Source organism: Paraburkholderia sp. GAS206C (genome assembly GCF_050435645.1).
In the GTDB taxonomy this organism is placed as follows: Bacteria; Pseudomonadota; Gammaproteobacteria; order Burkholderiales; family Burkholderiaceae; genus Paraburkholderia; species Paraburkholderia phenazinium_B.
The window spans coordinates 562,656-584,413 of sequence record NZ_JBNDKR010000003.1 but is presented as its reverse complement, the minus strand read 5'-3'; the positions used below and the strand labels follow the sequence as shown (position 1 = coordinate 584,413).

At 61.1% G+C, this 21,758-nt stretch carries 19 protein-coding genes; 12 read left to right on the top strand and 7 right to left on the bottom strand.

Annotated elements, in window-relative coordinates:
* Positions 1-73: 73 nt before the first annotated feature.
* Complete coding sequence (locus P3T20_RS11000) at positions 74-1,753, top strand: sulfotransferase family protein (protein WP_083611356.1); 1,680 nt, start codon at positions 74-76, stop codon at positions 1,751-1,753.
* A gap of 103 nt (positions 1,754-1,856) precedes the next feature.
* Here P3T20_RS11000 and argG read toward each other — a convergent pair whose 3' ends face one another.
* The 3 genes from argG to P3T20_RS10985 form a co-directional block, all read right to left on the bottom strand.
* On the bottom strand, positions 1,857-3,191 hold the full coding sequence (gene argG / locus P3T20_RS10995) for an argininosuccinate synthase (protein WP_074263607.1): 1,335 nt from the start codon (positions 3,189-3,191) through the stop codon (positions 1,857-1,859).
* A 200-nt stretch (positions 3,192-3,391) separates the two neighbouring features.
* On the bottom strand, positions 3,392-3,862 hold the full coding sequence (gene cynS, locus P3T20_RS10990; RefSeq protein WP_074263606.1) for a cyanase: 471 nt from the start codon (positions 3,860-3,862) through the stop codon (positions 3,392-3,394).
* Positions 3,863-3,945: 83 nt separating this feature from the next.
* Complete coding sequence (locus P3T20_RS10985; RefSeq protein WP_074263605.1) at positions 3,946-5,019, bottom strand: esterase; 1,074 nt, start codon at positions 5,017-5,019, stop codon at positions 3,946-3,948.
* A gap of 238 nt (positions 5,020-5,257) precedes the next feature.
* On the opposite strand from P3T20_RS10985, the gene P3T20_RS10980 reads away from it, so the two are divergent.
* The 4 genes from P3T20_RS10980 to P3T20_RS10965 all read left to right on the top strand — a co-directional run bounded on the left by P3T20_RS10980 (position 5,258) and on the right by P3T20_RS10965 (position 8,698).
* Positions 5,258-5,551 (top strand): hypothetical protein, encoded by a 294-nt coding sequence (locus P3T20_RS10980; RefSeq protein WP_074263604.1) that lies wholly within the window; start codon positions 5,258-5,260, stop codon positions 5,549-5,551.
* Between the two features lie 86 nt (positions 5,552-5,637).
* Positions 5,638-6,867: an ABC transporter substrate-binding protein gene (locus P3T20_RS10975; protein ID WP_217272798.1), complete on the top strand. Its 1,230-nt coding sequence runs from the start codon at positions 5,638-5,640 to the stop codon at positions 6,865-6,867.
* A 98-nt stretch (positions 6,868-6,965) separates the two neighbouring features.
* The gene (locus tag P3T20_RS10970) at positions 6,966-7,940 is read left to right on the top strand and encodes an ABC transporter permease subunit (RefSeq protein WP_083611355.1); all 975 of its coding nucleotides are present in this window, start codon (positions 6,966-6,968) and stop codon (positions 7,938-7,940) included.
* Positions 7,937-8,698 carry an ATP-binding cassette domain-containing protein gene (locus P3T20_RS10965; RefSeq protein ID WP_074263601.1) on the top strand — a complete coding sequence of 254 codons (762 nt, stop codon included), beginning with the start codon at positions 7,937-7,939 and terminating at the stop codon, positions 8,696-8,698. Before P3T20_RS10970 ends, P3T20_RS10965 begins: the two co-directional genes overlap by 4 nt.
* Positions 8,699-8,756: 58 nt before the next feature.
* Here the strand turns inward: P3T20_RS10965 and P3T20_RS10960 are convergent, their stop codons facing one another.
* Positions 8,757-9,935: a porin gene (locus P3T20_RS10960; protein WP_074263600.1), complete on the bottom strand. Its 1,179-nt coding sequence runs from the start codon at positions 9,933-9,935 to the stop codon at positions 8,757-8,759.
* 668 nt (positions 9,936-10,603) lie between these two features.
* Between P3T20_RS10960 and P3T20_RS10955 the strand changes: the two genes are divergently transcribed.
* Both P3T20_RS10955 and P3T20_RS10950 read left to right on the top strand, forming a co-directional pair.
* Entirely contained in the window at positions 10,604-11,116 is a 513-nt protein-coding gene (locus tag P3T20_RS10955) for a cupin domain-containing protein (RefSeq protein WP_074263599.1), read from the top strand.
* Between the two features lie 450 nt (positions 11,117-11,566).
* Positions 11,567-12,766, top strand: coding sequence for a porin (locus tag P3T20_RS10950; protein WP_074265946.1), 1,200 nt, complete (start codon positions 11,567-11,569; stop codon positions 12,764-12,766).
* A 164-nt stretch (positions 12,767-12,930) separates the two neighbouring features.
* Here the strand turns inward: P3T20_RS10950 and P3T20_RS10945 are convergent, their stop codons facing one another.
* Positions 12,931-13,695, bottom strand: coding sequence for a tetratricopeptide repeat protein (locus P3T20_RS10945; protein ID WP_074263598.1), 765 nt, complete (start codon positions 13,693-13,695; stop codon positions 12,931-12,933).
* A gap of 192 nt (positions 13,696-13,887) precedes the next feature.
* On the opposite strand from P3T20_RS10945, the gene ribBA reads away from it, so the two are divergent.
* From ribBA to P3T20_RS10925, 4 genes are all read left to right on the top strand, one after another.
* Positions 13,888-15,024 carry a bifunctional 3,4-dihydroxy-2-butanone-4-phosphate synthase/GTP cyclohydrolase II gene (ribBA, locus tag P3T20_RS10940; protein ID WP_074263597.1) on the top strand — a complete coding sequence of 379 codons (1,137 nt, stop codon included), beginning with the start codon at positions 13,888-13,890 and terminating at the stop codon, positions 15,022-15,024.
* A 75-nt stretch (positions 15,025-15,099) separates the two neighbouring features.
* The gene (ribH, locus tag P3T20_RS10935) at positions 15,100-15,618 is read left to right on the top strand and encodes a 6,7-dimethyl-8-ribityllumazine synthase (protein ID WP_074263596.1); all 519 of its coding nucleotides are present in this window, start codon (positions 15,100-15,102) and stop codon (positions 15,616-15,618) included.
* On the top strand, positions 15,615-16,049 hold the full coding sequence (gene nusB / locus P3T20_RS10930; protein ID WP_074263595.1) for a transcription antitermination factor NusB: 435 nt from the start codon (positions 15,615-15,617) through the stop codon (positions 16,047-16,049). The genes ribH and nusB overlap by 4 nt, the downstream gene beginning before the upstream one ends.
* Positions 16,050-16,058: 9 nt before the next feature.
* A complete protein-coding gene (locus tag P3T20_RS10925; protein WP_429286874.1) occupies positions 16,059-17,246 on the top strand; it encodes a pyridoxal phosphate-dependent aminotransferase in 1,188 nt (395 codons plus the stop codon).
* An 82-nt stretch (positions 17,247-17,328) separates the two neighbouring features.
* Here the strand turns inward: P3T20_RS10925 and P3T20_RS10920 are convergent, their stop codons facing one another.
* The gene (locus P3T20_RS10920) at positions 17,329-18,483 is read right to left on the bottom strand and encodes a transglycosylase SLT domain-containing protein (protein WP_074263593.1); all 1,155 of its coding nucleotides are present in this window, start codon (positions 18,481-18,483) and stop codon (positions 17,329-17,331) included.
* Between the two features lie 584 nt (positions 18,484-19,067).
* On the opposite strand from P3T20_RS10920, the gene P3T20_RS10915 reads away from it, so the two are divergent.
* The gene (locus P3T20_RS10915) at positions 19,068-20,636 is read left to right on the top strand and encodes a UbiD family decarboxylase (protein ID WP_074265945.1); all 1,569 of its coding nucleotides are present in this window, start codon (positions 19,068-19,070) and stop codon (positions 20,634-20,636) included.
* 90 nt (positions 20,637-20,726) lie between these two features.
* Here P3T20_RS10915 and P3T20_RS10910 read toward each other — a convergent pair whose 3' ends face one another.
* A complete protein-coding gene (locus P3T20_RS10910) occupies positions 20,727-21,692 on the bottom strand; it encodes a threo-3-hydroxy-L-aspartate ammonia-lyase (protein WP_074263592.1) in 966 nt (321 codons plus the stop codon).
* Positions 21,693-21,758 lie beyond the last annotated feature (66 nt).

The following is a 21,758-nucleotide window of genomic DNA, read 5'->3' as shown; positions in this document are numbered from 1 at the left end:
CCAATCGCGGCCACGATCCCCATCGTGCCGTCCGTTTCCCCTCAACCACCGAAACGATGACGACGCCTTCGACATGGATTCCGTTTCGATACAGCAATATTGCGAAGTCTGGTTCAAGGAAGGTCAACGGGCGTACCAGTCCGGCGACCTGAACACCGCAGCGCAGTTGCTTGAGCGTCTGATCGCCGTCAATCCCTCACATGCCGACGCGTTGCATCTACGCGGCCTGGCCGCCTTCAACGCGAACGAGCAGGCTTCTGCCGAAGCATGGGTTTCGCACGCAATCAACGTCTTCCCCAATCCGGCGTTCTACAACAGCCTGTGCATCGTCCAGTTGACGATGAAGGCGTTCACAGCCGCGGCTCAAACCGCGCGCGAAGGACTGGCGCGGCAGCCGGATTTCGCCATGCTGCATTACCATCTGGCACTGGCCCTTCAGTTCGACGGGAATCTATCGGACGCTGCCCTCCACTATCGCAACGCAATTGAGCTTGATCCGGGCAATTCCGAGGCGCATAACAATCTTGGGACTGTCCTGAATGACCTGGGGGATCCGGAGGCGGCTCTGCAGCATGTCCGCGAAGCACTTGAACTCGCGCCAGACGTTCCGGCGGTACACAACAACCTAGGCAAAACGCTCATGTCGTTGGGCGATATGGACGGAGCGGAACTGCATTTCCGGCGCGCCATCGCGATAGACCCTGAGAATTTTTCCTATTACCGGCTTCTGACTCAGAGCAAGCGTCTGTCTGTCACCGATCCATGCGTTGTCTCCATGGCCGCTCGGGTAAAAAGCGTTGACCCGCTATCGCCAACTAACCAGATGCACCTGCACTTCGCACTCGCACAGGCGCTGGACGACAACGGCAACCATGAGGAATCGTTCGAACACTTCCGGCGCGCCAATGCCCTATATCGCGCCAGCATCGACTACGATGAACAAGGCGCGCTCGACCTGCTCAGACGCATCCCGAGCCTGATAACGTCCGAGCTACTGGAAGCCAATCGCGGCACAGGCGCCCTCTCCCGCTCCCCGGTCTTTATCGTAGGCATGCCACGCTCGGGTTCAACGCTGATCGAACAGATCCTGGCCAGCCATCCGCAGGTGTTCGGAGTCGGCGAACGTCCCGACTTCGAAAAAGCATTGAAGACACGGATTCACCCTGGCAGCAAGATAGACATCGACGCCCTGCGCACAATCGCAGCCACACCATTGACTTCAATTGGCCACGACTACCTGCGCCGTATTCAGGCAGTTATCAGTAATCCTCAAGACTATCAGCGGATCACCGACAAATACCTGTTTAACTTCATCTATCTGGGGGTGATTCATCTCGCGTTGCCGAACGCCAGATTTATCCATATCCACAGAGACCCGGTGGAAAACTGTCTATCGATCTATTCGAAGCTATTCGGCGGTATTCCGTTTGCCTACGACCTGGGTGAACTTGGCCGCTATTACCGCGCTTATGAGGAACTGATGGCGCACTGGCGAAGCATCTTGCCCGAAGGCGTCATGCTCGAAGTGGAGTACGAGGACCTGGTCAATGATTTCGAGCGCAACGTGCGGCGGATGCTTGCCCATTGCGGGCTCGAATGGGATGAACGCTGCATGGCGTTTCATCAAACGAGGCGTCAGGTCCTGACCATGAGTGCGCGGCAGGTTCGCGAACCGCTTTTCAGATCGTCATTGCAGCGTTGGCGCCCGGCTGAGGTGTTGTTGCAACCTCTTCTGGATGGCTTGCAAGCCTGAAGGCCTCGCTAGGCGCGACGCGTAACTCGTCGCGCCCTGCCAATCACAAAAGACGGCTGAACGAAGGAGGATCCTCATCCGGCCGACCGCGATCAATACCGCCTTACTCTTTATCGTCCTTCAGTTGCGGAAGCGCCAACGCCTCACCCGGCGTAAGCAGCCCCACGTCCGAATAGATAAGCAGCTTCGCACGCGTATCCGTGATGTCGAGATTGCGCATCGTCAGTTGACCGATCCGGTCGCGCGGCGAGAAGGTCGATTCAACCTTCTCCATCGAAAGCCGCTCCGGCTGGTACGTCAGGTTCGGCGACTTCGTGCTCAGGATCGAGTAGTCGTTACCACGGCGCAGTTCGATCGTGACTTCGCCGGTGATCGCGCGTGCCACCCAGCGCTGCGCCGTTTCGCGCAACATGATCGCCTGCGGGTCGAACCAGCGGCCCTGATACAGCAGGCGCCCGAGACGCCGGCCGTTCTCGCGGTACTGTTCGATGGTATCTTCGTTGTGGATGCCCGTAACGAGACGCTCGTACGCGATATACAGCAGCGCGAGGCCCGGTGCTTCGTAGATGCCGCGGCTCTTCGCCTCGATGATCCGGTTCTCGATCTGGTCGCTCATGCCGAGACCGTGACGGCCGCCAATGCGATTCGCCTCCAGCAGCAATTCGACTGCATCCGTGTACTGAACGCCGTTAAGCGCGACTGGACGTCCTTCTTCGAAGCGGATCGTGATTTCTTCTTTCGCGATCTGCACGTCATCGCGCCAGAATGCAACGCCCATGATCGGATTGACAATCTTGATGCCGCTTTCGAGGCTTTCGAGATCTTTCGCTTCGTGCGTCGCACCGAGCAGGTTCGAGTCGGTGGAATACGCCTTTTCCGCCGACATCTTGTATTCGAAGCCCGACTGGCGCATGAACTCGGACATTTCCGCGCGGCCGCCGAGTTCGTCGATGAACGCCTGGTCGAGCCACGGCTTGTAGATCTTCAGGTCCGGATTGACGAGCAGGCCGTAGCGGTAGAACCGCTCGATGTCGTTACCCTTATAGGTGCTGCCGTCGCCCCAGATGTTGACGCCGTCTTCCTTCATTGCGGCGACCAGCATCGTGCCGGTTACAGCCCGGCCAATCGGCGTCGTGTTGAAGTAGGTCACGCCGGCGGTCGAGATATGGAACGCGCCGGCTTGCAGCGCGGCGATTCCTTCCGCGACCAGTTGAGCCCGGCAGTCTATGAGCCGCGCCCCTTCTGCGCCGTACTGGATCGCGCGACGCGGGATCGAATCGTAGTCGTCTTCGTCGGGCTGGCCGAGGTTAGCCGTGTACGCGTATGGGACGGCGCCTTTGATCCGCATCCAGTGCAACGCGGCACTCGTGTCGAGTCCGCCGGAGAACGCGATGCCAACTTTCTGGCCGGTCGGAAGACTTTCAAGGATTGTGCTCATGTGGAAAAACCGTTAAATCGAGTTAGAGAGAATGCTGGGCGACGTGAAAGGATCAGCGGTGCCTGACCGCCCGTAACCCTCATTTGTATCATACTCGGTCGAAACGGCTGAATTCCGGGGAGTACGTGGCATTGCGGTGCAACGCGCACTCCCGATAAATACGAGGAAAGCCGTCTGGCCAAAGACGGCTAGGGCGGCCCTCAGAACGGCTTGGTCGGCAGATATTTACCGTCCAGCGTGATGACGGCACGCTTGCCGCCTTCAGGATCGTCGATTACCTGAAAGTCCAGCTTGAAGTTAATCGCGCTAATGATCCCGTCGCCGAGTTTTTCATGGACCAGCGCCTTTAACGTCGAACCATATACCTGCACGATCTCGTAGAAGCGGTAGATGGTCGGATCGGTCGGCACGCCGCCCGGAATGCTGCCGCGCACGGGAATGGCCTGCAGCAGACGCAGCGCGTCCTCGCCGAGTTCGAGCTTGTCGACCACCACCTTGGCCGCATCGGCCGGCAGCGGATGCTGGCCGAGCAGCGCCGCGGTAACGAATGCGAGGCTGAGGCCGGTGCCTTCGTTGATCTGCTCGAACGTCAGGTTTTTGCGCAGCTTCGCGTCCATGATCGTGTCGGTCAACGCTTCACGGGATGCCGGGCTGTGTAGGGATTGCGTCATCGCGATACTCCTTGAGGTGGAAGTCGATTGACGCAGCATATGCCGCCTAAAAAAATAGCGTCGAAGACCCGGTCCCCGTCCCCTTACGCCCCCGCCGCACTCACATGCGTATCGATCCACTTGAGGATCCAGTCCGCGACGTCGAGGTTGTTCCGGTCCTGCATCATCATGTGCGTATTGCCGTGAATGCCTTCGTTCGGCAACAGCACGAGCTGCGCGCGGCCGCCGGCACGGTCCACCGCGTCGACGAAAACCTGGCAGCTTTTGAGCCGCGGAGCCCAGCGAGGAGACAGGTCGACATAGTCACCAAACAGCACGAGGATGGGCAGCCGGGTGTACGGCGCGAGATCGCCGGTCGCAGACGGGCATTCGCCGGGTTCGATGGACACGATGCCAGCAATACCCTGCGTACTGATAGCCGCCGTCTGGAACGGGTAAATGCCAGCCTGCGAGTGACTGATCAGCACCGTATGACGGAGTTGGATCGCAAGTTGCGAAAGCGCCGGAACGGTCGGATTGGGCACGCCGACCGACGGGCTCCAGTCAGGCACCATCTGCTGCCAAAGGGCCGCTTGCGCATCGACGGGAAACTGCTCGCCGGGGAAGGTCTCCGGATATTTCGGTCCGAAACGGAAGATGGCCCACGCCGATTCGTGCGACGCTGCGAACACGTTCGGCAGCTGGGAAGCCGGCGCCTTGCCGCTGCGCGCGGCATTGATCGCGCTGATGTCAGTCGCCGAACGTCCGCGGTCGGACTGATCGATCACATACGTCGGATAGCCGTTCCGGACGAAATACTCCTCCCACCCCATCCGCCCGTCCGGCGTCGTCTCCCATGTCATGCCCGTCAGGCAGCAACCATGTATTAGCGTCAGCGACACCGGCTTGGCGCTCGTGGGAACCTGGTAATGAACATACATCTGGTCGACGGTGACGGTGCCCGAGGCCACGTAGTTCGGCAGCGTCGAAAGCGTGTCCGAATGCACGTCACGTCCGCCTATGAAAAAGCTGCCCTGTTTCGCAATCGACATCGGGCCGGACAGCACCGCGGCGCGATTGACCGGAGACGATGCGCAGGCAACCAGTCCTACGGCGCATGCGGCCGCAACGAGGATTGTGCCAATCAGACCTGCTGTGCGCTTTCTCGTACGTATCATGCGACTGTCTCCTCGTTAGCGGTGGGTGCCTTGGCGATCAGGGCCGTCATGCGCAAAGCGCTCTGACGTTGCCCATGATTCTGGGTCGATATCGTACAACGAGCGCTTGCGGGACGTCCGTCAGCCGCTGACGTTGAAGGCTCCCGGCCGTGGATCGAAGGTGGGATTTTGAAAGCGGGACGGTCTAAAATAGTTAAATTGGCATCGGCGCCACGCAGCCGAATCCGGAGATCCCATCATGAAGATTGCGAAAGTCGTAATCGGAATAGCCGCCCTGGTCGGTGTAACCGCAGCGTATGCCGACGGGTTCGTCATCACGAGATCCATTTCGAACGGACGCGAACTGCGCCTGCTGGAGCACACCAGCGAATGCGATGGCGGCCCGGGCGCGTTCATTTACCGGCGCGGCAAGCAGATTGACCAGACCTGCAATGTCAACGTCACCGCACGAGGCGCGACGGTGATCATGCCTGCTTTCGAACCGCGCATGTTCTTCCCGCGCGACACGCTTTACGAAAACTCGAAGTCGTAGGCGGAAGGTGCGCTTGCCCGCGCGAAGTCAACACAATGACTACGCGCAGGCAACCACCGATCAACGGTTAGAACCTCTTCACTTCCTTGCTCGAAGCCGCCGACGCTGGGGCAGCCCCCCTTGCCCGCGAGCGCTGCGTGGCTCATCTGCCGGACGCCGGGTGCCCGTCGGACCCATGCCCTGCAATGCCGATTCCGCGCGAACAACATTGTCATTCGCATGGCCACCGGCATCCCCCGGGCCTATACTGCCGAACAGCCGATCAACGTCGCCATGGAGCGTCAAAAGAACTCGGGCGTCGCAAGTCGGACTCAAAAAAACTGGAGGAAGACAAAATGAAGCGATTCGTTTCCCGCTGTATGGTTGCCGTCTCAACGATCATCGTTTGTTCGCTGTCGGGACTGGCGCACGCCGATGCTGCCCATCCAGTGGTGGCGCTCCTGCCCGGCGTGGTTGATCCGTTCTACTTCACAATGCATCGCGGCGCCGAGCGGGCCGCCAAGGAAGAGAACGTCGAATTGCTGTTTCAGGTTCCCAAAGAATGGAACACCAGTGAGCAGGTGCCGATTCTCAAGGCATTTATCGCCAAGCATCCTGATGTCCTGCTGATTTCCCCAGTCGACAAGCAACAGCTGATCGGACCGCTCAAAGAGGCCGCCGACGCCGGCATCAAGGTGATTACCGTCGACACCTATATCGGCGATGGCCATTACCAGACCGGCAAGGGCGATGCGGATTTCCCGCTGTCCTATATCGCTTCGGACAATCTGGAAGGCGGCCGCGTGGCTGCGCGCGCACTTGCCAAAGCAATCGGCGACAAGGGCACGGTCTATTGCGAAAACAACAAGCCGGGTATTTCAAGCACCGACGCGCGTGCTGAAGGTTTCGCGGACGAGATGAAGAAGCACCCGAATATCACCGTGCTGCAAACCCTCTATAACGAAGACGACGCGAACCAGGCTGCTGCTCACGTCGCCGCGGTTCTGGCGCGCAATCCGGGTCTGGCCGGCGTGTTCGGCGCCAACACCTTCTCGGGCAGCGGTGCGGCCCAAGGCGTTAAGGCAGCCGGCAAGCAAGGCGTGGTGAAAGTCGTCGTATTCGACGCGGTTCCGGGCATCGACAAGCAGATCAAGAGCGGACTCGTCGACATCGCGATTGCCCAGCGCCCGGACGAGATCGGCTATTACGGCGTCAAGTTCGCCGCCGACGTGATTCACGGCAAGAAAATCCCCACCCTCAAGAGCACGGGTTTCGAAGTTCTCGACAAGAACAATATCGACCAGCCCGACATGCAGCAATACATCTATTCGAACTAGCCAAAGCAGGCCGGCTGGAGTCGTAGATCGTCCCGCGTGCGCTGCAGCGCATGCGGGTTTTTGCTCCTGGCATTGCTCCTGATAAAGCGGATCACTTCATGGATAACTCGCGTCTCGACCGGATCGCGCTGATCACCAAGCTATGGCCGTGGCTGTTCCTCGCCGCCTTGCTGGTCTTTTTCGAGGTGTATGCGCAGGTGTCGGCACATCGGTCGTTTGTGTTGAACGCCTACAACCTGCAATCGATCGGTCTCGCCGCCGCTGCCCCGCTGCTTCTGGCCATTGGCCAGACCTTCGTGATCATCACGGCCGGCATCGATCTGTCCGCGGGCTTCGTGATGGGACTCGCGGCCGTCTGCGTCGCGCAGTTCACATTGTTCGGCAACGGCTCGCCATGGATCCTGCTCCTGTCTATCCCGCTCACCGTTGTGGTCTGCCTGATTCCAGGTCTCGTCAACGGTGTGCTGATTGCGTGGCTGCGCGTGCCGGCTTTTATCGGCACGCTCGGCATGTACGGCGTGGCGCGCGGTGCAGGCTTTCTCGCTGCCGGCAGCGGCATGACGGTCTCAGTGGACAACCCCGGCCTCGTCTGGCTCGGCGCCGGCTGGACGCCGGTGTTGCTCACTGCCGTGTTGCTGGTCATCATGCATCTGCTGCTCTCGAAAACGCGCTTCGGTCAGTATACGTACGCGATCGGTGGCAATCCGCAGTCCGCGGTGCGGGCGGGGATCAATGTCAAACGTCATCTGCTCGTGGTGTATGTGATCGCCGCAGCGTTCGCCGCGGTCGGTGGGATCATCTATACGGCGCGTTTTGCTGCAGGCGCAGCCAACGCCGGCGAGCCGATGTTGCTCGATTCGATCGCTGCAGTGGTGATCGGTGGCGCGAGCCTGTTCGGTGGGACGGGCAATGTTGTCGGGACGCTGATCGGTGCGCTGATCATCGCGGTGATCCAGTTCGGCCTGGTGTTTATCGACGTCAACGCGTTCTGGCAATTCATCGTGGTGGGCATCGTCATCATCCTGTCGGTGCTGATCGATCAGTACAAGGACCGTCTCGGAGGTGCGCAATGAGCACGCCCATCCTTGAGGTACGCGACATCTCGATCCGCTTTGGCGGTGTCGAGGCGCTCAGGAACGTGTCGCTGCAGCTGATGCCGGGCGAAGTACTGGCGCTTGCCGGCGATAACGGCGCGGGCAAGTCGACTTTGATCAAGATCATCTCGGGCGTGTACCGGGCCGATCAGGGCGAGCTGCTGTTCGACGGCGCGCCGTTGCAATTGCGTGATCCGCAAGACGCGCGCGCTCAAGGGATCGAGACGATCTATCAGGATCTCGCGCTCGCGGACAACCTCGACGTGGGCAGCAATATCTTCCTTGGACGCGAACCGACACGCAGGCAACTCGGCTTCCACGTGATCGACCGCCCTCGCATGGCGCAGGTCGCGCGCGAGGTGCTGGAGCGCCTCGACATCGTGATTCCCGAACGCAAGCTCGGCGGTCCTGTGAAGATGCTCTCAGGCGGCCAGCGCCAGGCCATTGCAATAGGCCGGGCCATTTACTGGAACGCCCGCGTGCTTATCATGGATGAGCCCACCGCCGCGCTCGGCGTGCCCGAGCAGCGCAAGGTCATGGAACTGATTGCGACGCTGAAGACGCAAGGCGTGTCCGTGATCCTGATCTCGCACAATCTGCACGATATCTTTGCAATCGCGGATCGCATCGTCGTGCTGCGGCGTGGCGAAGTGGCCGGCGAGCGTCAGGTCGGGCAGACCAATGGCGATGAGATCGTGCACCTGATGGTCGGCGATACCTACGTGAGTCCCGGATAGGGAGCACAGACAGATGGCGCCGATCCGGTCACTTCATGCGCACTTCCTCAAATTCCAATCAGAAGAAATGACGCAGGCCGATAGTCCCGACAAACTGCGTGGGTCCCGACGAAGGCGTGGTGTTTTGCGAATCGCCGACCACTGCCACCGCGCTGACAATCGAAGTGCCGTTCGACGCCAGCGCGTCCCCGCTTGCGTGCTGATAAGCCTCGAGGAAGTAGATGCAGGTCCGCTTCGAGAACGAATAGGTCTGTTCGAACGAGACCTGGTTATAGCGCGCCGAATCCGAGATGCCGTTCGATTCGCTGGCCCGCGTGTAGCTGTACCCGCCTGCCAGGGCGATTGCTGGCGTCAGCTGGTAGGTTGCGATCGCGCCGTAGGTGTTGAACACGGCCGTCTGCTTGAAAGCCGACACGGTACCCGGGCGATACACCACGTTCGAGTAGTTCAACCCGACCATCGCACCACCGAACTTGTACGTGGCCGCCGCGGCTAGCATCTGGTTGCTTTCGGCGCTTGCGTACGCAACGTTGACAGGCGAGTTGTCGGCGACGGTACCCAGCGCCGTGCTGGTGGAGAGATCGTTCAGCCGGATGTAGCCCACCGCGGCCCTGAAACCGCCCATCTCGTATTTGAGCGCCGCGCTCAGCGTATTGCCTTCCGTGAAATCGCCCGCCACACCGCCCAGACCGTACTGCACACTGCCTTGCAGACCGCTGATCAGCGGCGACGTGTAGGTCAGGGAATTGTTGAAGCGCAAGGTGGTGTCGAGTGCGTCGAGGTCGCCCGGATGTGCGCCGGTCGCCCCCGTCAGATAACCCGTCGGACCTAGCGCGCCCACGAAGTTGAAGTACGGAGTGTACTGGCGACCTACCGTCAGCGTGCCGTACTGCTGATCGTTAAAACCCACGTAGGCCTGGCGGTTGAATATGTAGCCTGACGAGCCGGAGGCACCCGTCAACGAGTTATAGCCGGCTTCGAGCCGGAAGATCGTCGACAGGCCGCCACCCAGATCTTCCGAACCGAGGAAGCCGAATTTACTCGCGTTCAGGGCGCCCTGGGTCAGGTAGATGTTGTGGTTGCCCTTCTGGTTGCTGCTGTAGGCAATCGCATTATCGATAGCGCCATACAACGTCACGCTGCTCTGGGCCTGCGCGACCATCGGAACACCCGACGAGACTGCCGCACAAAGTCCTGTCACCACACCTCTGTAAAGCACTGCTCGTTTGATACTCATCTCAAGATCTCCGGTTGAATGCCACTACTATTTCGTTAACCTGATTATTTTTTCTTTTCTGCAAGATCGAAAAATCAACGCCAATGCGAGTCTGTTTCCGATCAGTGCTCGTATGGACTCAGTGTGCTGACGAGAGCCGAAATCATCTGGTGCGCAAAACCGCCGACACGATCACCAGGCCGCAAACCGGTTGCATGATCGTGTGGCCAATCTGGAACGCGCCGACCACGTACTAGTACAGCTGCGTCACGCGTGTTGGCATGCGCAACCGGGCTTCCGGGCCGTTACTCGCGCTCAGACCATCAATACGTCAACCAACCACCTGAAATTGTCGGTCATCGTATCTCACCGTTTAGCTCGAAGTAAAGCGTGGATAGTCGGTGTTTACCCACGTTTCAGCTTGCTGGAATTTTCTGCTAGGGACGTCACACAGCTGTTCTAGGGATATGCTTATCTCTATGTAGGCAATTCCCTGGCAAACAAAGAACTCAGGCCAATCTCATTTTTGTTGTATGTCGTCGTATAACTATAGTTGGCATGGCGGCAATGGAATCAGGCCAAGCCACTCTCTTGTCCTTTTCAGCCTGTCCTATAGTGTTCTTCGCCCTGCCGTGATTCAACGCGCGACGTGGCACGACGGGCACCCCTGAACAACAAGGAGAGTCTCGATGGCGGGAAACAACATGAGCCGACGCGAACTATTAGCAATGCTGGGAGGGATCGCCCCGTTGCTATTGACCGGAGGAGCCGAAGCCAGTCCGATCGATACCAATCAGACCCTGTACACACTGCCCGGCGATATCAAATTCACCCCGCAGGACGGCGCCCCACCGCAGAGCGTCGAAAGCGCGTTCCTCTACAGCAATCCGTCGAAGCAAGGCATCTATTACGCACTGTTACGCTGGCACCCTGGCTACATGAGCGCGCCGCACAGCTACGCCTCGGATCGTCTCTGCGTGGTGTTGTCCGGCACCTGGTGGATCAACAGCGGTGCGGACTTCGATCCCGCACATACAGTCCCGGTGCCAGCCGGCACCTTCGTGCGGCGCATTGCTCGCACCTGGCATTACGACGGTGTCCCACGCGGCGAAGCAGGGCCGGCGACCATCGCCATCTGCGGCATCGGTCCGGTGGACATCCGCCTGGCGGAACCGGATAAGCCTCTCGCGCGGGCCGTATAACCTAGCGCTTCTGATTTCGTTGCGTTCGCAACGACTACGAATCAGCCCTCATCCAGGCGCTCATGCCGCGGGTCGCTGCATGCGGCCCTACGCCTTTCATCGCGCTTACCACGCCGCGACACGACGCCGATTTTGTTGCAAGCGTTGCAAGAATGAGACATCGCATTGGTTTTACAACGCGAAACAATCGGGTTTGAACTGCTTTCACCGAACTTTAATCTGGCGACGTCAGCATCACTCGGGCCTGAAAGCATGCGTGTCCCGCGAGCCCGGCGGGACCGGCGAGAACCGCTCTACAAGGTTCGTTCTTGCTCTCGACAGGTTGATCGGAGTGCGAATCTCACAGCGTATGACTTGTGATACGCGCATCGGGTGACCGACACGAATGGATCACGTTCGTTATGCGAGCGATAGATCCATCCTCTAACAACACGTGAAAGACAGATGAAAATGAAAAAGACCTCGGTGGCTCTTCTGGCGCTCGGCGCATTTGCCGGCGCTGCACACGCACAAAGCAGCGTGACCCTGTACGGCATCGTCGACACAGGTATCCTCATCAACAACAACGTCAAAGGCTTGCACGAGTACGCACTCTCGCAAGCAACCTCGTCGCGCTGGGGCCTGAAAGGCACAGAAGACCTGGGTGGCGGTCTGTCGGCGATCTTCGACCTGGAAAACGGCTACACCACGGGCACGGGCGCACTGTCCCAAGGTGGCCTGGAATTCGGCCGTAAAGCATTCGTCGGTTTGAGCAGCAAGCAGTTCGGTACGTTGACGGCCGGCCGTCAGTACTCGGTCAGCAATGACTACACCGCCAACTTCGCGTCGGGCGCCGACTGGGCCGCTTCGGGCCTCGGCTACGGCACGCGCGCAAGCGACGTCGATAACGTCGATACGTCGAACCGTATCCAGAACTCGCTCAAGTACGAAAGCCCGAACTACAACGGTCTGCAAGTGGGCTTGCTGTACAGCCTGGGCGGTGTGGCAGGCAACTTCTCGCAGAACTCAATCTGGGACGCGTCAATCGCTTACTCGAATGGCCCGATCAGCCTCGGCGCAGGCTATACGTTCGTGAAGGATCCGTACTACTCGTTCTTCGGCAACCAGGGCAATTCGTCGACACCGTCGACCGCGGTTTCGTCGAGCGCAAACGACAACATGAACAACAAGATCTTCGGCGGCTACGCTTCGGCGGGTTCGCAGCAGATCATCGTGGCGGGCGGTTCGTACGCACTCGGACCGGCAACTATCGGCCTGCTGTACTCGAACACGCAATTCCAGAACCTGGGTTCGGTCACGGCCGTCGGTGCGATCGCCGCTCCGAAGTACGAGGGCGGTACGGCAACGTTCAACTCGGGTGAAATCAACCTGAAGTACCAGGTGAACCCGGCTCTGCTGCTGGCAGGCGCGTATATCTACACGCACAATGGCGGCGCGGACAACGTGGGCAGCGCGAAGTACAACCAGTTCAACCTGGGCGCAATCTACTCGCTGTCGAAGCGCACGTCGCTGTATGCGATCGGCTTCTACGAAACGGCTTCGGGTATCGACTCGACAGGCAAGGCAGCCGTTGCCGACCTGAACGGCAGCGCCTTCTCGGCTGACAAGCACCAGCTCGCCGGTATCTTCGGCATCACCCACAAGTTCTAAGCGGGTGAACCGGCCGCTCTCTGGCGGCCGGTCAGTCTGAACAAGCTGATACCAGGCCTGGCTTTGTCAGTACCTGGACATGGACACCCTTGGCGACCTTGCCACGACGGTGTCCATTTATTTTTGGTCCCCGGCTGATCCTGCTAGCCGGCGCCCTCTCGTTATCACCGTGAGGGCGCCGCAGCCAACGCGGCCTGGGCGCGCTGCAACCATTCGCGGTTGTGCTCCTTCGCATGTCTCGGCCAGTGCCTTGCGTCCTGCGCAATATCTGCGTACAGGCTCATGGCCCGTTGACGATCCGCCTGATCGCCTTGCTTTACCAGCCAGTCGGCAAACAGACATCGCGGCGCCGCATCGCTTGCACAGGCCAGCGATTGCTCGAACGCGGCGCGCGTGCCGGGTGCATCGAGCGCAGCGAGGGTCCGCGCATAGAGCAAGGCCGGCTCGGGCTGCTGACGCGCCTGCGGATTGGCTTCGAACAGCCGCGCGAGGCTGGCGTCCGCCGCCGCATGCTGGCCAACTGAGAATTGCGCTTTTGCCATGCCCAATAACAGCGCGGGATCCGTGGCAAACGGACCGCTCGCCGCAGCCTGATAGTGCTGCAGTGCTTCGCCAGGCTGCCCGGCCTCCAGCAACGCCGCACCAAGCCGCATCCGATGCTCGACGGTAGGCGCACGATCGAAGTTATCGCGCGCCTCGCGCACCGCGCGATTGGGATCCACCAGTTGCGAAATGGCGCGCGTAGCGGCCCGGCCGCTGCGCGACTGGCGCAGGCTCGGCAGATAGATTGCAAAGAGATACACCAGGCTGCCGAGCAGCGGGAAGGCGAACAGCAGCAACAGCCAGTACATATTCTGGTTAGTGCGCACCACATGCACAGCAAAAAACAGCGCAATGATGACGTGAATACCAATTCCGAAAAATGACATGTTGATTCGACTTGTGACCAGGTAAGACCACAGTCTACCTAAGACGGCGCGGGCAATGTCCCGACCAGGCTCGCCGCTTTACAGCACCTTTCAGCCCGTGCCGCCACCCGCCAAACGGACTATCCCATTCGCCGCAACGACGCGGACCCGCGCGTGGCGTAAAATACGCGCTTTCCCGAAATTCTCGCCACCATGACGCTCGCCTCCACCCTTGAGATCATCGCCGAACTGAAAGCCGGCCGGATGGTGATACTCGTCGACGAAGAAGACCGCGAAAACGAGGGCGACCTCGTGATTGCGGCCGAATTCGTCACGCCGGAAGCGATCAACTTCATGGCCCGCTACGGCCGCGGCCTCGTCTGCCTGACGCTGACGCAGGAGCGCTGCAAGCAGCTGAACCTGCCGCTGATGACATACCGCAACGGCACCCAGTACGGCACGGCCTTCACGGTCAGCATCGAAGCAGCTGAAGGCGTCACCACGGGCATTTCGGCGGCCGACCGGGCCCGCACGATCCTCGCCGCCGTCGCGCACGACGCACGGCCCGAGCATATCGTTCAGCCTGGTCACGTATTTCCGATCATGGCCCAGCCCGGCGGCGTGCTGGTGCGCGCCGGCCATACCGAGGCCGGCTGCGATTTCACGGCGCTCGCGGGGCTGACGCCCGCCGCGGTGATCTGCGAGATCATCAAGGACGACGGCACGATGGCGCGCCTGCCGGACCTGATCGCGTTCGCCGAGGAACACAAGCTGAAAATCGGCACGATCGCCGATCTGATCCATTACCGCAGCCGCACGGAATCGATCGTCGAGCGCATCTGCGAGCGCACCATGCAGACCGCGCACGGCCCGTTCCGCGCGGTGATGTACCTCGACCAGCCGAGTGGCCAGCCGCATATCGCACTGGTGCGCGGCAAGCCCACGCCGGACCAGGAAACGCCGGTGCGGGTGCACGAGCCGCTATCGGTGCTAGATCTGCTCGAAGTCGGCGCGTCGACCCATTCGTGGACGCTCGACGCCGCGATGAAAGAAATCGCCCAACGTGATCTCGGCGTGGTCGTGCTGCTGAACTGCGGCGACTCAAAAGATCATCTGATCGACGTCTTCAAGGCGTTCGATTCGAAGGACAAGGCCGATGCGCTGAAGCGCCGTCCGGTCGACTTCAAAACCTACGGCATCGGCGCGCAGATTTTGCGCGAACTCGGTGTCGGCAAGATGCAGGTGCTGTCGAACCCGCGCAAGCTGGGCAGCATGTCGGGCTACGGTCTCGAAGTCACAGGCTTCGTGCCGATGCCGGGCTGCCCTTCCCAGGCGCCGCAGACGCCCTGACCGGCACTCGCAACGCAAGCCTGATCCGACCATTCACGCGCCCTGGCGCTCACTCAAACACACTACGGACTCACTATGGAAATCGGACAATACCAACCGAACCTCGACGGCGACGGACTGCGTATCGGCATCGTCCAGGCGCGCTTTAACGAGCCCGTCTGCAATGGCCTCGCGGATGCATGCATCGAAGAACTCGAACGCCTTGGCGTTACCGGCGAAGACGTACTGCTCGTCACGGTGCCCGGCGCACTGGAAATCCCGCTGGCGCTGCAAAAGCTCGCTGAAAGCGCGCAATTCGACGCACTGATCGCGCTCGGCGCGGTGATTCGCGGCGAGACATACCACTTCGAACTGGTGTCGAACGAAAGCGGCGCCGGCATCACGCGCGTCGGCCTCGACTTCGGCATTCCGGTGGCGAACGCCGTGCTGACGACCGAAACCGACGAGCAGGCTGTCGCACGCATGACCGAAAAGGGTCGCGACGCTGCACGCGTGGCCGTCGAAATGGCGAACCTCGCGGTCGCGCTCGAGCAGCTCGGCGGCGACGATGACGACGAGGAAGAAGACGAGGACGACGAAGAGGCACAGGCATGAAGAGCGCTCGCCGACGTTCCCGCGAACTGGCCACGCAGGGGCTGTATCAGTGGCTGCTGTCGGGCGCGCCCGGCGGCGAGATCGACGCGCAGCTGCGCGGCGCGCAAGGATTCGACAAGGCCGATCTCGAGCATCTGAACGCGCTGCTGCACGGCGTGATCCGCGACTCGGAAGCACTGTCGGCCGACCTCACGCCGTGCCTCGACCGCCCCATCGACCAGCTCTCGCCGGTCGAGCGTGCGGTGCTGCTCGTCGCAGCGTATGAGCTGAAGAATCACGTCGATATTCCGTACCGGGTTGTGATCAACGAGGCCGTCGAACTCGCCAAGACGTTTGGTGGCGCGGACGGCTACAAGTACGTCAACGGCGTGCTGGACAAGCTGTCGGCGCAGTTGCGCGTTGCCGAAACCCAGGCCAACCGCAAGCAATAAGATGCCTGTATGAACTCCGTGACCGAACCACTGGTGCGGCTTGCTGCACGCGTCGACGCCATCCAGCCTTTCTATGTGATGGAGCTGGCGAAAGAAGCCGCCCTGCTGGAGCGCGAAGGACGCAACATCATCCATATGGGAATCGGCGAGCCCGATTTCACTGCGCCCGAGCCGGTCATCGAAGCGGCCGCGAACGCGATGCGCCGTGGCGTCACGCAATACACCAGCGCGCTTGGCCTGCACTCGCTGCGCGAGGCGATCGCCGGGCATTATGCGCAGGCCTATGGCATCAGCGTCGATCCGGCGCGCGTCGTGGTCACCGCGGGCGCTTCGGCTGCATTGCTGCTGGCGTGCGCGGCGCTGGTCGACCGCGACGATGAAGTGCTGATGCCCGATCCGTGCTATCCGTGCAACCGGCACTTTGTTGCCGCCATGGAAGGCAAACCCGTGTTGGTGCCGAGCGGTCCTGCGGAGCGCTTCCAGTTGACCGCAGCTGACGTCGAAAGCCTATGGAACGAACGGACGCGCGGTGTGCTGCTGGCGTCGCCGTCCAACCCCACCGGCACGTCTATCGAGCCCGCGGAATTGAAGCGCATCGTCGAGGCAGTTCGTGCGCGCGGCGGCTTCACGATTGTCGACGAGATCTATCAAGGCCTGAGCTACGGCGCGCCGCCGGTTTCGGCTTTGTCGTACGGCGACGATGTGATCACCGTCAACAGTTTCTCGAAGTACTTCAACATGACCGGCTGGCGTCTCGGCTGGCTCGTTGTGCCGCCGTCGCTGGTGGGCGCGTTCGAGAAGCTCGCGCAAAACCTGTTTATCTGTGCGTCGGCGCTGGCCCAGCACGCGGCACTCGCCTGCTTCGAACCGGACACCCTGGCAATCTACGAAGCACGCCGCCTGGAGTTTAAGCGCAGGCGCGACTTCATCGTCCCGGCGCTCGAAACGCTCGGCTTCTCAGTGCCGGTGATGCCGGACGGCGCGTTCTACGTCTACGCGGATTGCACTCATGTGACCCACGCTGCAGCTGGCGACAGCGCGGCACTCACCAAAGCCATGCTGCACGACGCAGGCGTCGTGCTGGTGCCGGGGATGGATTTCGGCAATCACGCGCCGCGCTCGTATATCCGCCTGTCTTACGCCACGGCGTATTCGAAGCTCGAAGAGGCGGTCGAGCGCCTGCGCGGATTCTTTTGATTCTGCCCAGCGTCAGCGTCAGACCATAAAAAAAGGCACCCTCGGGTGCCTTTCCTTTTGGTCCTGCTTTGCTTTTACGACTTCAGGCGCCCAGCTCCGGCGACGCTGCATGCTTAGTCGCAGTCTCGGCGTCATCCTGCTCGGGGGCCTTCACCGGCGTCGTGGCAGTCAACGGATGCGCTGCATCGAGCGTCACCTGAACACGCTTGGCCGGAGCTGCTCCCGCAGCCGGCGCCGGCGTCACTGACGCGGTTGTCGTAACCGGCGCTTGCGGTGCGTTGATCGGCACCTTGCGGCCGCGCGCCACGTCACGCAGACGACCGCGCTCAGCCACCACCTTAGCGCCGTAGCCGCCGTCGTCCTGGGTGCTGGAACCCACGTAGAGACGCAGTCCGCCCGGCAGCGAGCCGCCGCGTGCGATGCAATCCTTGAGCACGAGCGCCCCAACCTTGATGTTGGCGAACGGATCGAGTGCGGCACTCTGGCCGCCGAAATACTGGAATTTGTCCGAATGTACCTTCGACATCACCTGCATCAGACCCTGCGCGCCTACACCGCTTTCGGCATACGGGTTGAAACCCGATTCGATCGCCATCACGGAGAGCAGCAGCAGCGGGTCGAGGCCGACTTCACGGCCGGTATCGAACGCAGCCTTCACGAGTTCGCTGACCGGTTCCTGAGCGACGTGATAGCGCCGCGCCAGGTAGTTCGCCACCAGATCCTGCTCGCGCGTCGAGACCAGCACGCGGTCGTCACGTGCGTCAGCGGCAACGCGTTGCGAAGGAATCAGGTGCGCCAGCGCGCTGATGCTTTGCACGGAATGCGGGTCTAGCGTGTTGACAGCTGCGACGCTGAGGCCGCTGGTGCCACTGCCGTCAAAGGCTCCGTCATAGCTTGTGTTGCTGCTGGTAGCGCCGTTGCTGACGTCGCCGCCAACGGAATTGGCGGACAGCGAATCGTCGGACGACGACACCCCGGAGGGCGCGAACGACGGTAGCGGATTGCCCTGCAACAGACGGGCGGGGCCGGCCTGCACAGCAGCGGAAATGACCGGCATCAACTTTGCGGCCAGGGTGCCGCGCCAGGTCGGCATCAGCCACAGCGCGACTGCCAGCAGGATGGCGGAACCGCCAACAATGCTGAACAGATGATGACTCATACGCGTACCGCGACGTAAGACTGCGCGTAAGCCTTGCGCAAGTCGTTCGTCGGGACGCCACGATAACCAGGCGTTCATTCAGATCTCCCATCTTGCATGCTCTGCGAACCCCACCGGTCGAGCCGGCATCAAATCACGTTCGCAGAGTCAAGACGTCGCGTGCTCTGGTTAGGGCAGCTGCGGCGTCGGGAATACGGCATAAACCGTCGGTGGGGAGCCATCTCGAAACTGCTCGGCGCCGTGCTTAAAAAACACGCACGCAGAGGCTCCCACGCGAAAAACCAGCGTCAGATTGCGCTGGCGAGGACTGCAAAAAAGACCGTCAAATACCGTGCAGGGGGGTCGGTAAGCGGTGACGCGTTGCGTCGTAAGGACCGGGGGCGGAGGTAAAAAGGTTCACGCCCTGCAACCAATGTGACCGGATTCTAGCAGGGTTTAATAGATCGTCAACACTATAGACGAGCAAATGTATAACTAATTGTAATAACGAACAGTGTTCAGCGTGTGGAAAGCCGCGCGCTGCGCGCCTCTTGGGTCAGTTACAGTTTTCGGTCCGCAACGTACGGTAACCAACGCAGGTAAAATCGACAATCGATCCTGCGCGGCGATTGCCTGTCGCGCCCCACTTTCCCGCCGCGCTGCGCGGCCCCAATCCCGACCAGATGAAATACAAAGACCTGCGCGACTTCGTCGGCCGTCTCGAAACGCTAGGCGAGCTGCGCCGTATCCCGCAAAACGTTTCGCCCATCCTGGAAATGACCGAACTGTGCGACCGCGTGCTGCGCGCCGGCGGCCCGGCGTTGTTGTTTGAGAGCCGGCAAAGCCACGCGTTCCCGGTGCTCGGCAACCTGTTCGGCACGCCGCGGCGGGTTGCGCTTGGCATGGGCATCAACTCAGGCGAACAGGACGGCGATAGCGCGGCACTGGAGTCGCTGCGCGACGTCGGGCGTCTGCTCTCCGCCCTCAAGGAGCCGGAGCCGCCCAAGGGCCTCAGGGACGCCGGCAAACTGTTCTCGCTCGCCAAGGCAGTTTGGGACATGGCGCCGAAGACTGTAAGCAGCCCGCCTTGCCAGGAAATCGTCTGGGAAGGCACCGATGTGGATCTCGCAAAGCTGCCGATCCAGACCTGCTGGCCGGGCGACGCCGGCCCGCTGATCACCTGGGGACTGACCGTTACGCGCGGCCCAAACAAGAGCCGCCAAAATCTAGGCATTTATCGCCAGCAGCTGATCGGGCGTAACAAACTCATCATGCGCTGGCTTGCGCATCGCGGCGGCGCGCTCGATTTCCGCGAGTTCGCGCTGCAGAATCCCGGCAAACCGTATCCGGTCGCTGTCGTGCTCGGCGCCGATCCGGCCACCATCCTCGGCGCGGTCACGCCGGTGCCCGATACGCTCTCGGAATACCAGTTCGCCGGCCTGCTGCGTGGCGGCCGCACCGAGCTCGCGAAGTGCATCACGCCCGGCGTCGACACGCTGCAAGTGCCGGCGCGCGCGGAGATCGTTCTGGAAGGGTTTATCTATCCGCAGGAAGGCGCGCCTGCGCCGGCTCCCGCAGGTGCGCCGCCGCGGCCCTCGAAAGGTGCGAGCGCTACCTATGAACACGCGCTCGAAGGTCCCTACGGCGATCACACTGGCTACTACAACGAACAGGAGTGGTTCCCGGTGTTCACCGTCGAGCGCATCACGATGCGACGCGACGCAATCTACCACTCCACTTACACCGGCAAACCGCCCGATGAACCGGCCGTGCTCGGCGTCGCACTCAATGAAGTGTTCGTGCCGTTGCTGCAGAAGCAGTTTGCCGAAATCACCGACTTCTATCTCCCGCCCGAAGGCTGCAGCTACCGGATGGCCATCGTGCAGATGAAGAAAAGTTACCCCGGCCATGCCAAACGAGTGATGTTCGGCGTGTGGAGTTTCTTGCGACAATTCATGTACACGAAGTTCATCGTCGTGGTCGACGAGGACGTGAATATCCGCGACTGGAAAGAGGTGATCTGGGCCATCACGACGCGTATCGATCCGGTGCGCGATACGGTGCTGGTGGATCGCACACCGATCGACTATCTGGATTTCGCCTCGCCGGTGGCGGGACTCGGTTCGAAGATGGGTCTCGACGCCACCAACAAATGGCCGGGCGAAACTGATCGAGAGTGGGGCCGCCCCATCGAGATGGACGCTGCGGTGAAGCAGCGTATCGACACGTTGTGGGGCGAACTGGGTCTGTAGTTAGGCGCGCTCGTCGGACCGTGGATTGGGCGCGTGGCCTGGGTCCATCACTTAAGTCCGTAACTTGCGGACTTAGCTTTGGTCCTTAGCTCACGCAAGAAACTGCGCGAGGCGCGCCAGATCCACATTGCCGCCGCTGATCAGCACGCCAACCCGCTTGCCCTTCACCGGGACAATGCCGTTCATCACGGCGGCAGCGGCAAGGCAACCCGTCGGCTCGGTGACGATCTTCATGCGCTGCGCGAAAAAGCGCATCGTCTCGACCAGTTGCGCATCCGTCACCGTCACGATCTGCTCCGCCAGGCGCTGGATGATCGGGAACGTGTAAGCGCCCAGGTGTGGAGTCGCGGCTCCGTCGGCGATGGTTTGCGGCACGTCGATGTGCACGATCTCGCCGCGCGCCAACGATTGCTGGCCATCGTTGCCGGCCTCCGGCTCGACGCCGATCACCTTGCATTGCGGACTCAACTCGGCTGCCGCGAGCGCGCTGCCGGAAAGCAATCCGCCGCCGCCGAGACACACAAACAGCAGATCGAGCGGACCGGTTTCCTCGAACAGTTCTTTCGCCGCCGTGCCCTGCCCTGCGATGACGTGCGGATGATCGTACGGCGGGATCAGCGTCATGCCGCGCTCTTTCGCGAGGCGCCGGCCTATCTCTTCGCGGTTCTCTTTATAGCGGTCGTAAATGATCACTTCGCCGCCGTAGCCCTGGGTAGCGGCGACCTTCGCCGCAGGCGCGTCGTGCGGCATGAGAATCGTTGCATGGATTCCCGCGAGACGTGCCGACAGTGCAATCGCCTGAGCGTGATTGCCCGACGAAAACGTCACAACGCCGGCGTCCCGCTGCACGTAGTCGAAGTGCGAGATCGCGTTATAGGCACCGCGAAACTTGAACGCACCCATGCGCTGAAAATTTTCGCATTTGAAGAAAATCGACGCACCGGTCCGTTCGTTGGCCGTGGTGGACGTCAGAACCGGCGTGCGATGCGCGACGCCCTCGAGCCGCGCAGCGGCATCGACGACATCGACATACGTGGGAGCGGGAAGCACTTGCATTGGCGGGACACTCCAGAGCGGTGAAATAAGCAGGCATTCTCCCAGCTTCAGCCGCACTATGGAATG

Coding starts and splice junctions, on each gene's coding strand:
- P3T20_RS10910 (WP_074263592.1), bottom strand. CDS start 21,692: ATGCAAGTGCTTCCCGCTCCCACGTATGTCGATGTCGTCGATGCCGCT.
- P3T20_RS10950 (WP_074265946.1), top strand. CDS start 11,567: ATGAAAAAGACCTCGGTGGCTCTTCTGGCGCTCGGCGCATTTGCCGGC.
- P3T20_RS10985 (WP_074263605.1), bottom strand. CDS start 5,019: ATGATACGTACGAGAAAGCGCACAGCAGGTCTGATTGGCACAATCCTC.
- P3T20_RS10960 (WP_074263600.1), bottom strand. CDS start 9,935: ATGAGTATCAAACGAGCAGTGCTTTACAGAGGTGTGGTGACAGGACTT.
- P3T20_RS10965 (WP_074263601.1), top strand. CDS start 7,937: ATGAGCACGCCCATCCTTGAGGTACGCGACATCTCGATCCGCTTTGGC.
- P3T20_RS10955 (WP_074263599.1), top strand. CDS start 10,604: ATGGCGGGAAACAACATGAGCCGACGCGAACTATTAGCAATGCTGGGA.
- ribBA (WP_074263597.1), top strand. CDS start 13,888: ATGACGCTCGCCTCCACCCTTGAGATCATCGCCGAACTGAAAGCCGGC.
- argG (WP_074263607.1), bottom strand. CDS start 3,191: ATGAGCACAATCCTTGAAAGTCTTCCGACCGGCCAGAAAGTTGGCATC.
- P3T20_RS11000 (WP_083611356.1), top strand. CDS start 74: ATGGATTCCGTTTCGATACAGCAATATTGCGAAGTCTGGTTCAAGGAA.
- P3T20_RS10970 (WP_083611355.1), top strand. CDS start 6,966: ATGGATAACTCGCGTCTCGACCGGATCGCGCTGATCACCAAGCTATGG.
- nusB (WP_074263595.1), top strand. CDS start 15,615: ATGAAGAGCGCTCGCCGACGTTCCCGCGAACTGGCCACGCAGGGGCTG.
- P3T20_RS10915 (WP_074265945.1), top strand. CDS start 19,068: ATGAAATACAAAGACCTGCGCGACTTCGTCGGCCGTCTCGAAACGCTA.
- ribH (WP_074263596.1), top strand. CDS start 15,100: ATGGAAATCGGACAATACCAACCGAACCTCGACGGCGACGGACTGCGT.
- cynS (WP_074263606.1), bottom strand. CDS start 3,862: ATGACGCAATCCCTACACAGCCCGGCATCCCGTGAAGCGTTGACCGAC.
- P3T20_RS10945 (WP_074263598.1), bottom strand. CDS start 13,695: ATGTCATTTTTCGGAATTGGTATTCACGTCATCATTGCGCTGTTTTTT.
- P3T20_RS10920 (WP_074263593.1), bottom strand. CDS start 18,483: ATGAACGCCTGGTTATCGTGGCGTCCCGACGAACGACTTGCGCAAGGC.
- P3T20_RS10925 (WP_429286874.1), top strand. CDS start 16,059: ATGAACTCCGTGACCGAACCACTGGTGCGGCTTGCTGCACGCGTCGAC.
- P3T20_RS10980 (WP_074263604.1), top strand. CDS start 5,258: ATGAAGATTGCGAAAGTCGTAATCGGAATAGCCGCCCTGGTCGGTGTA.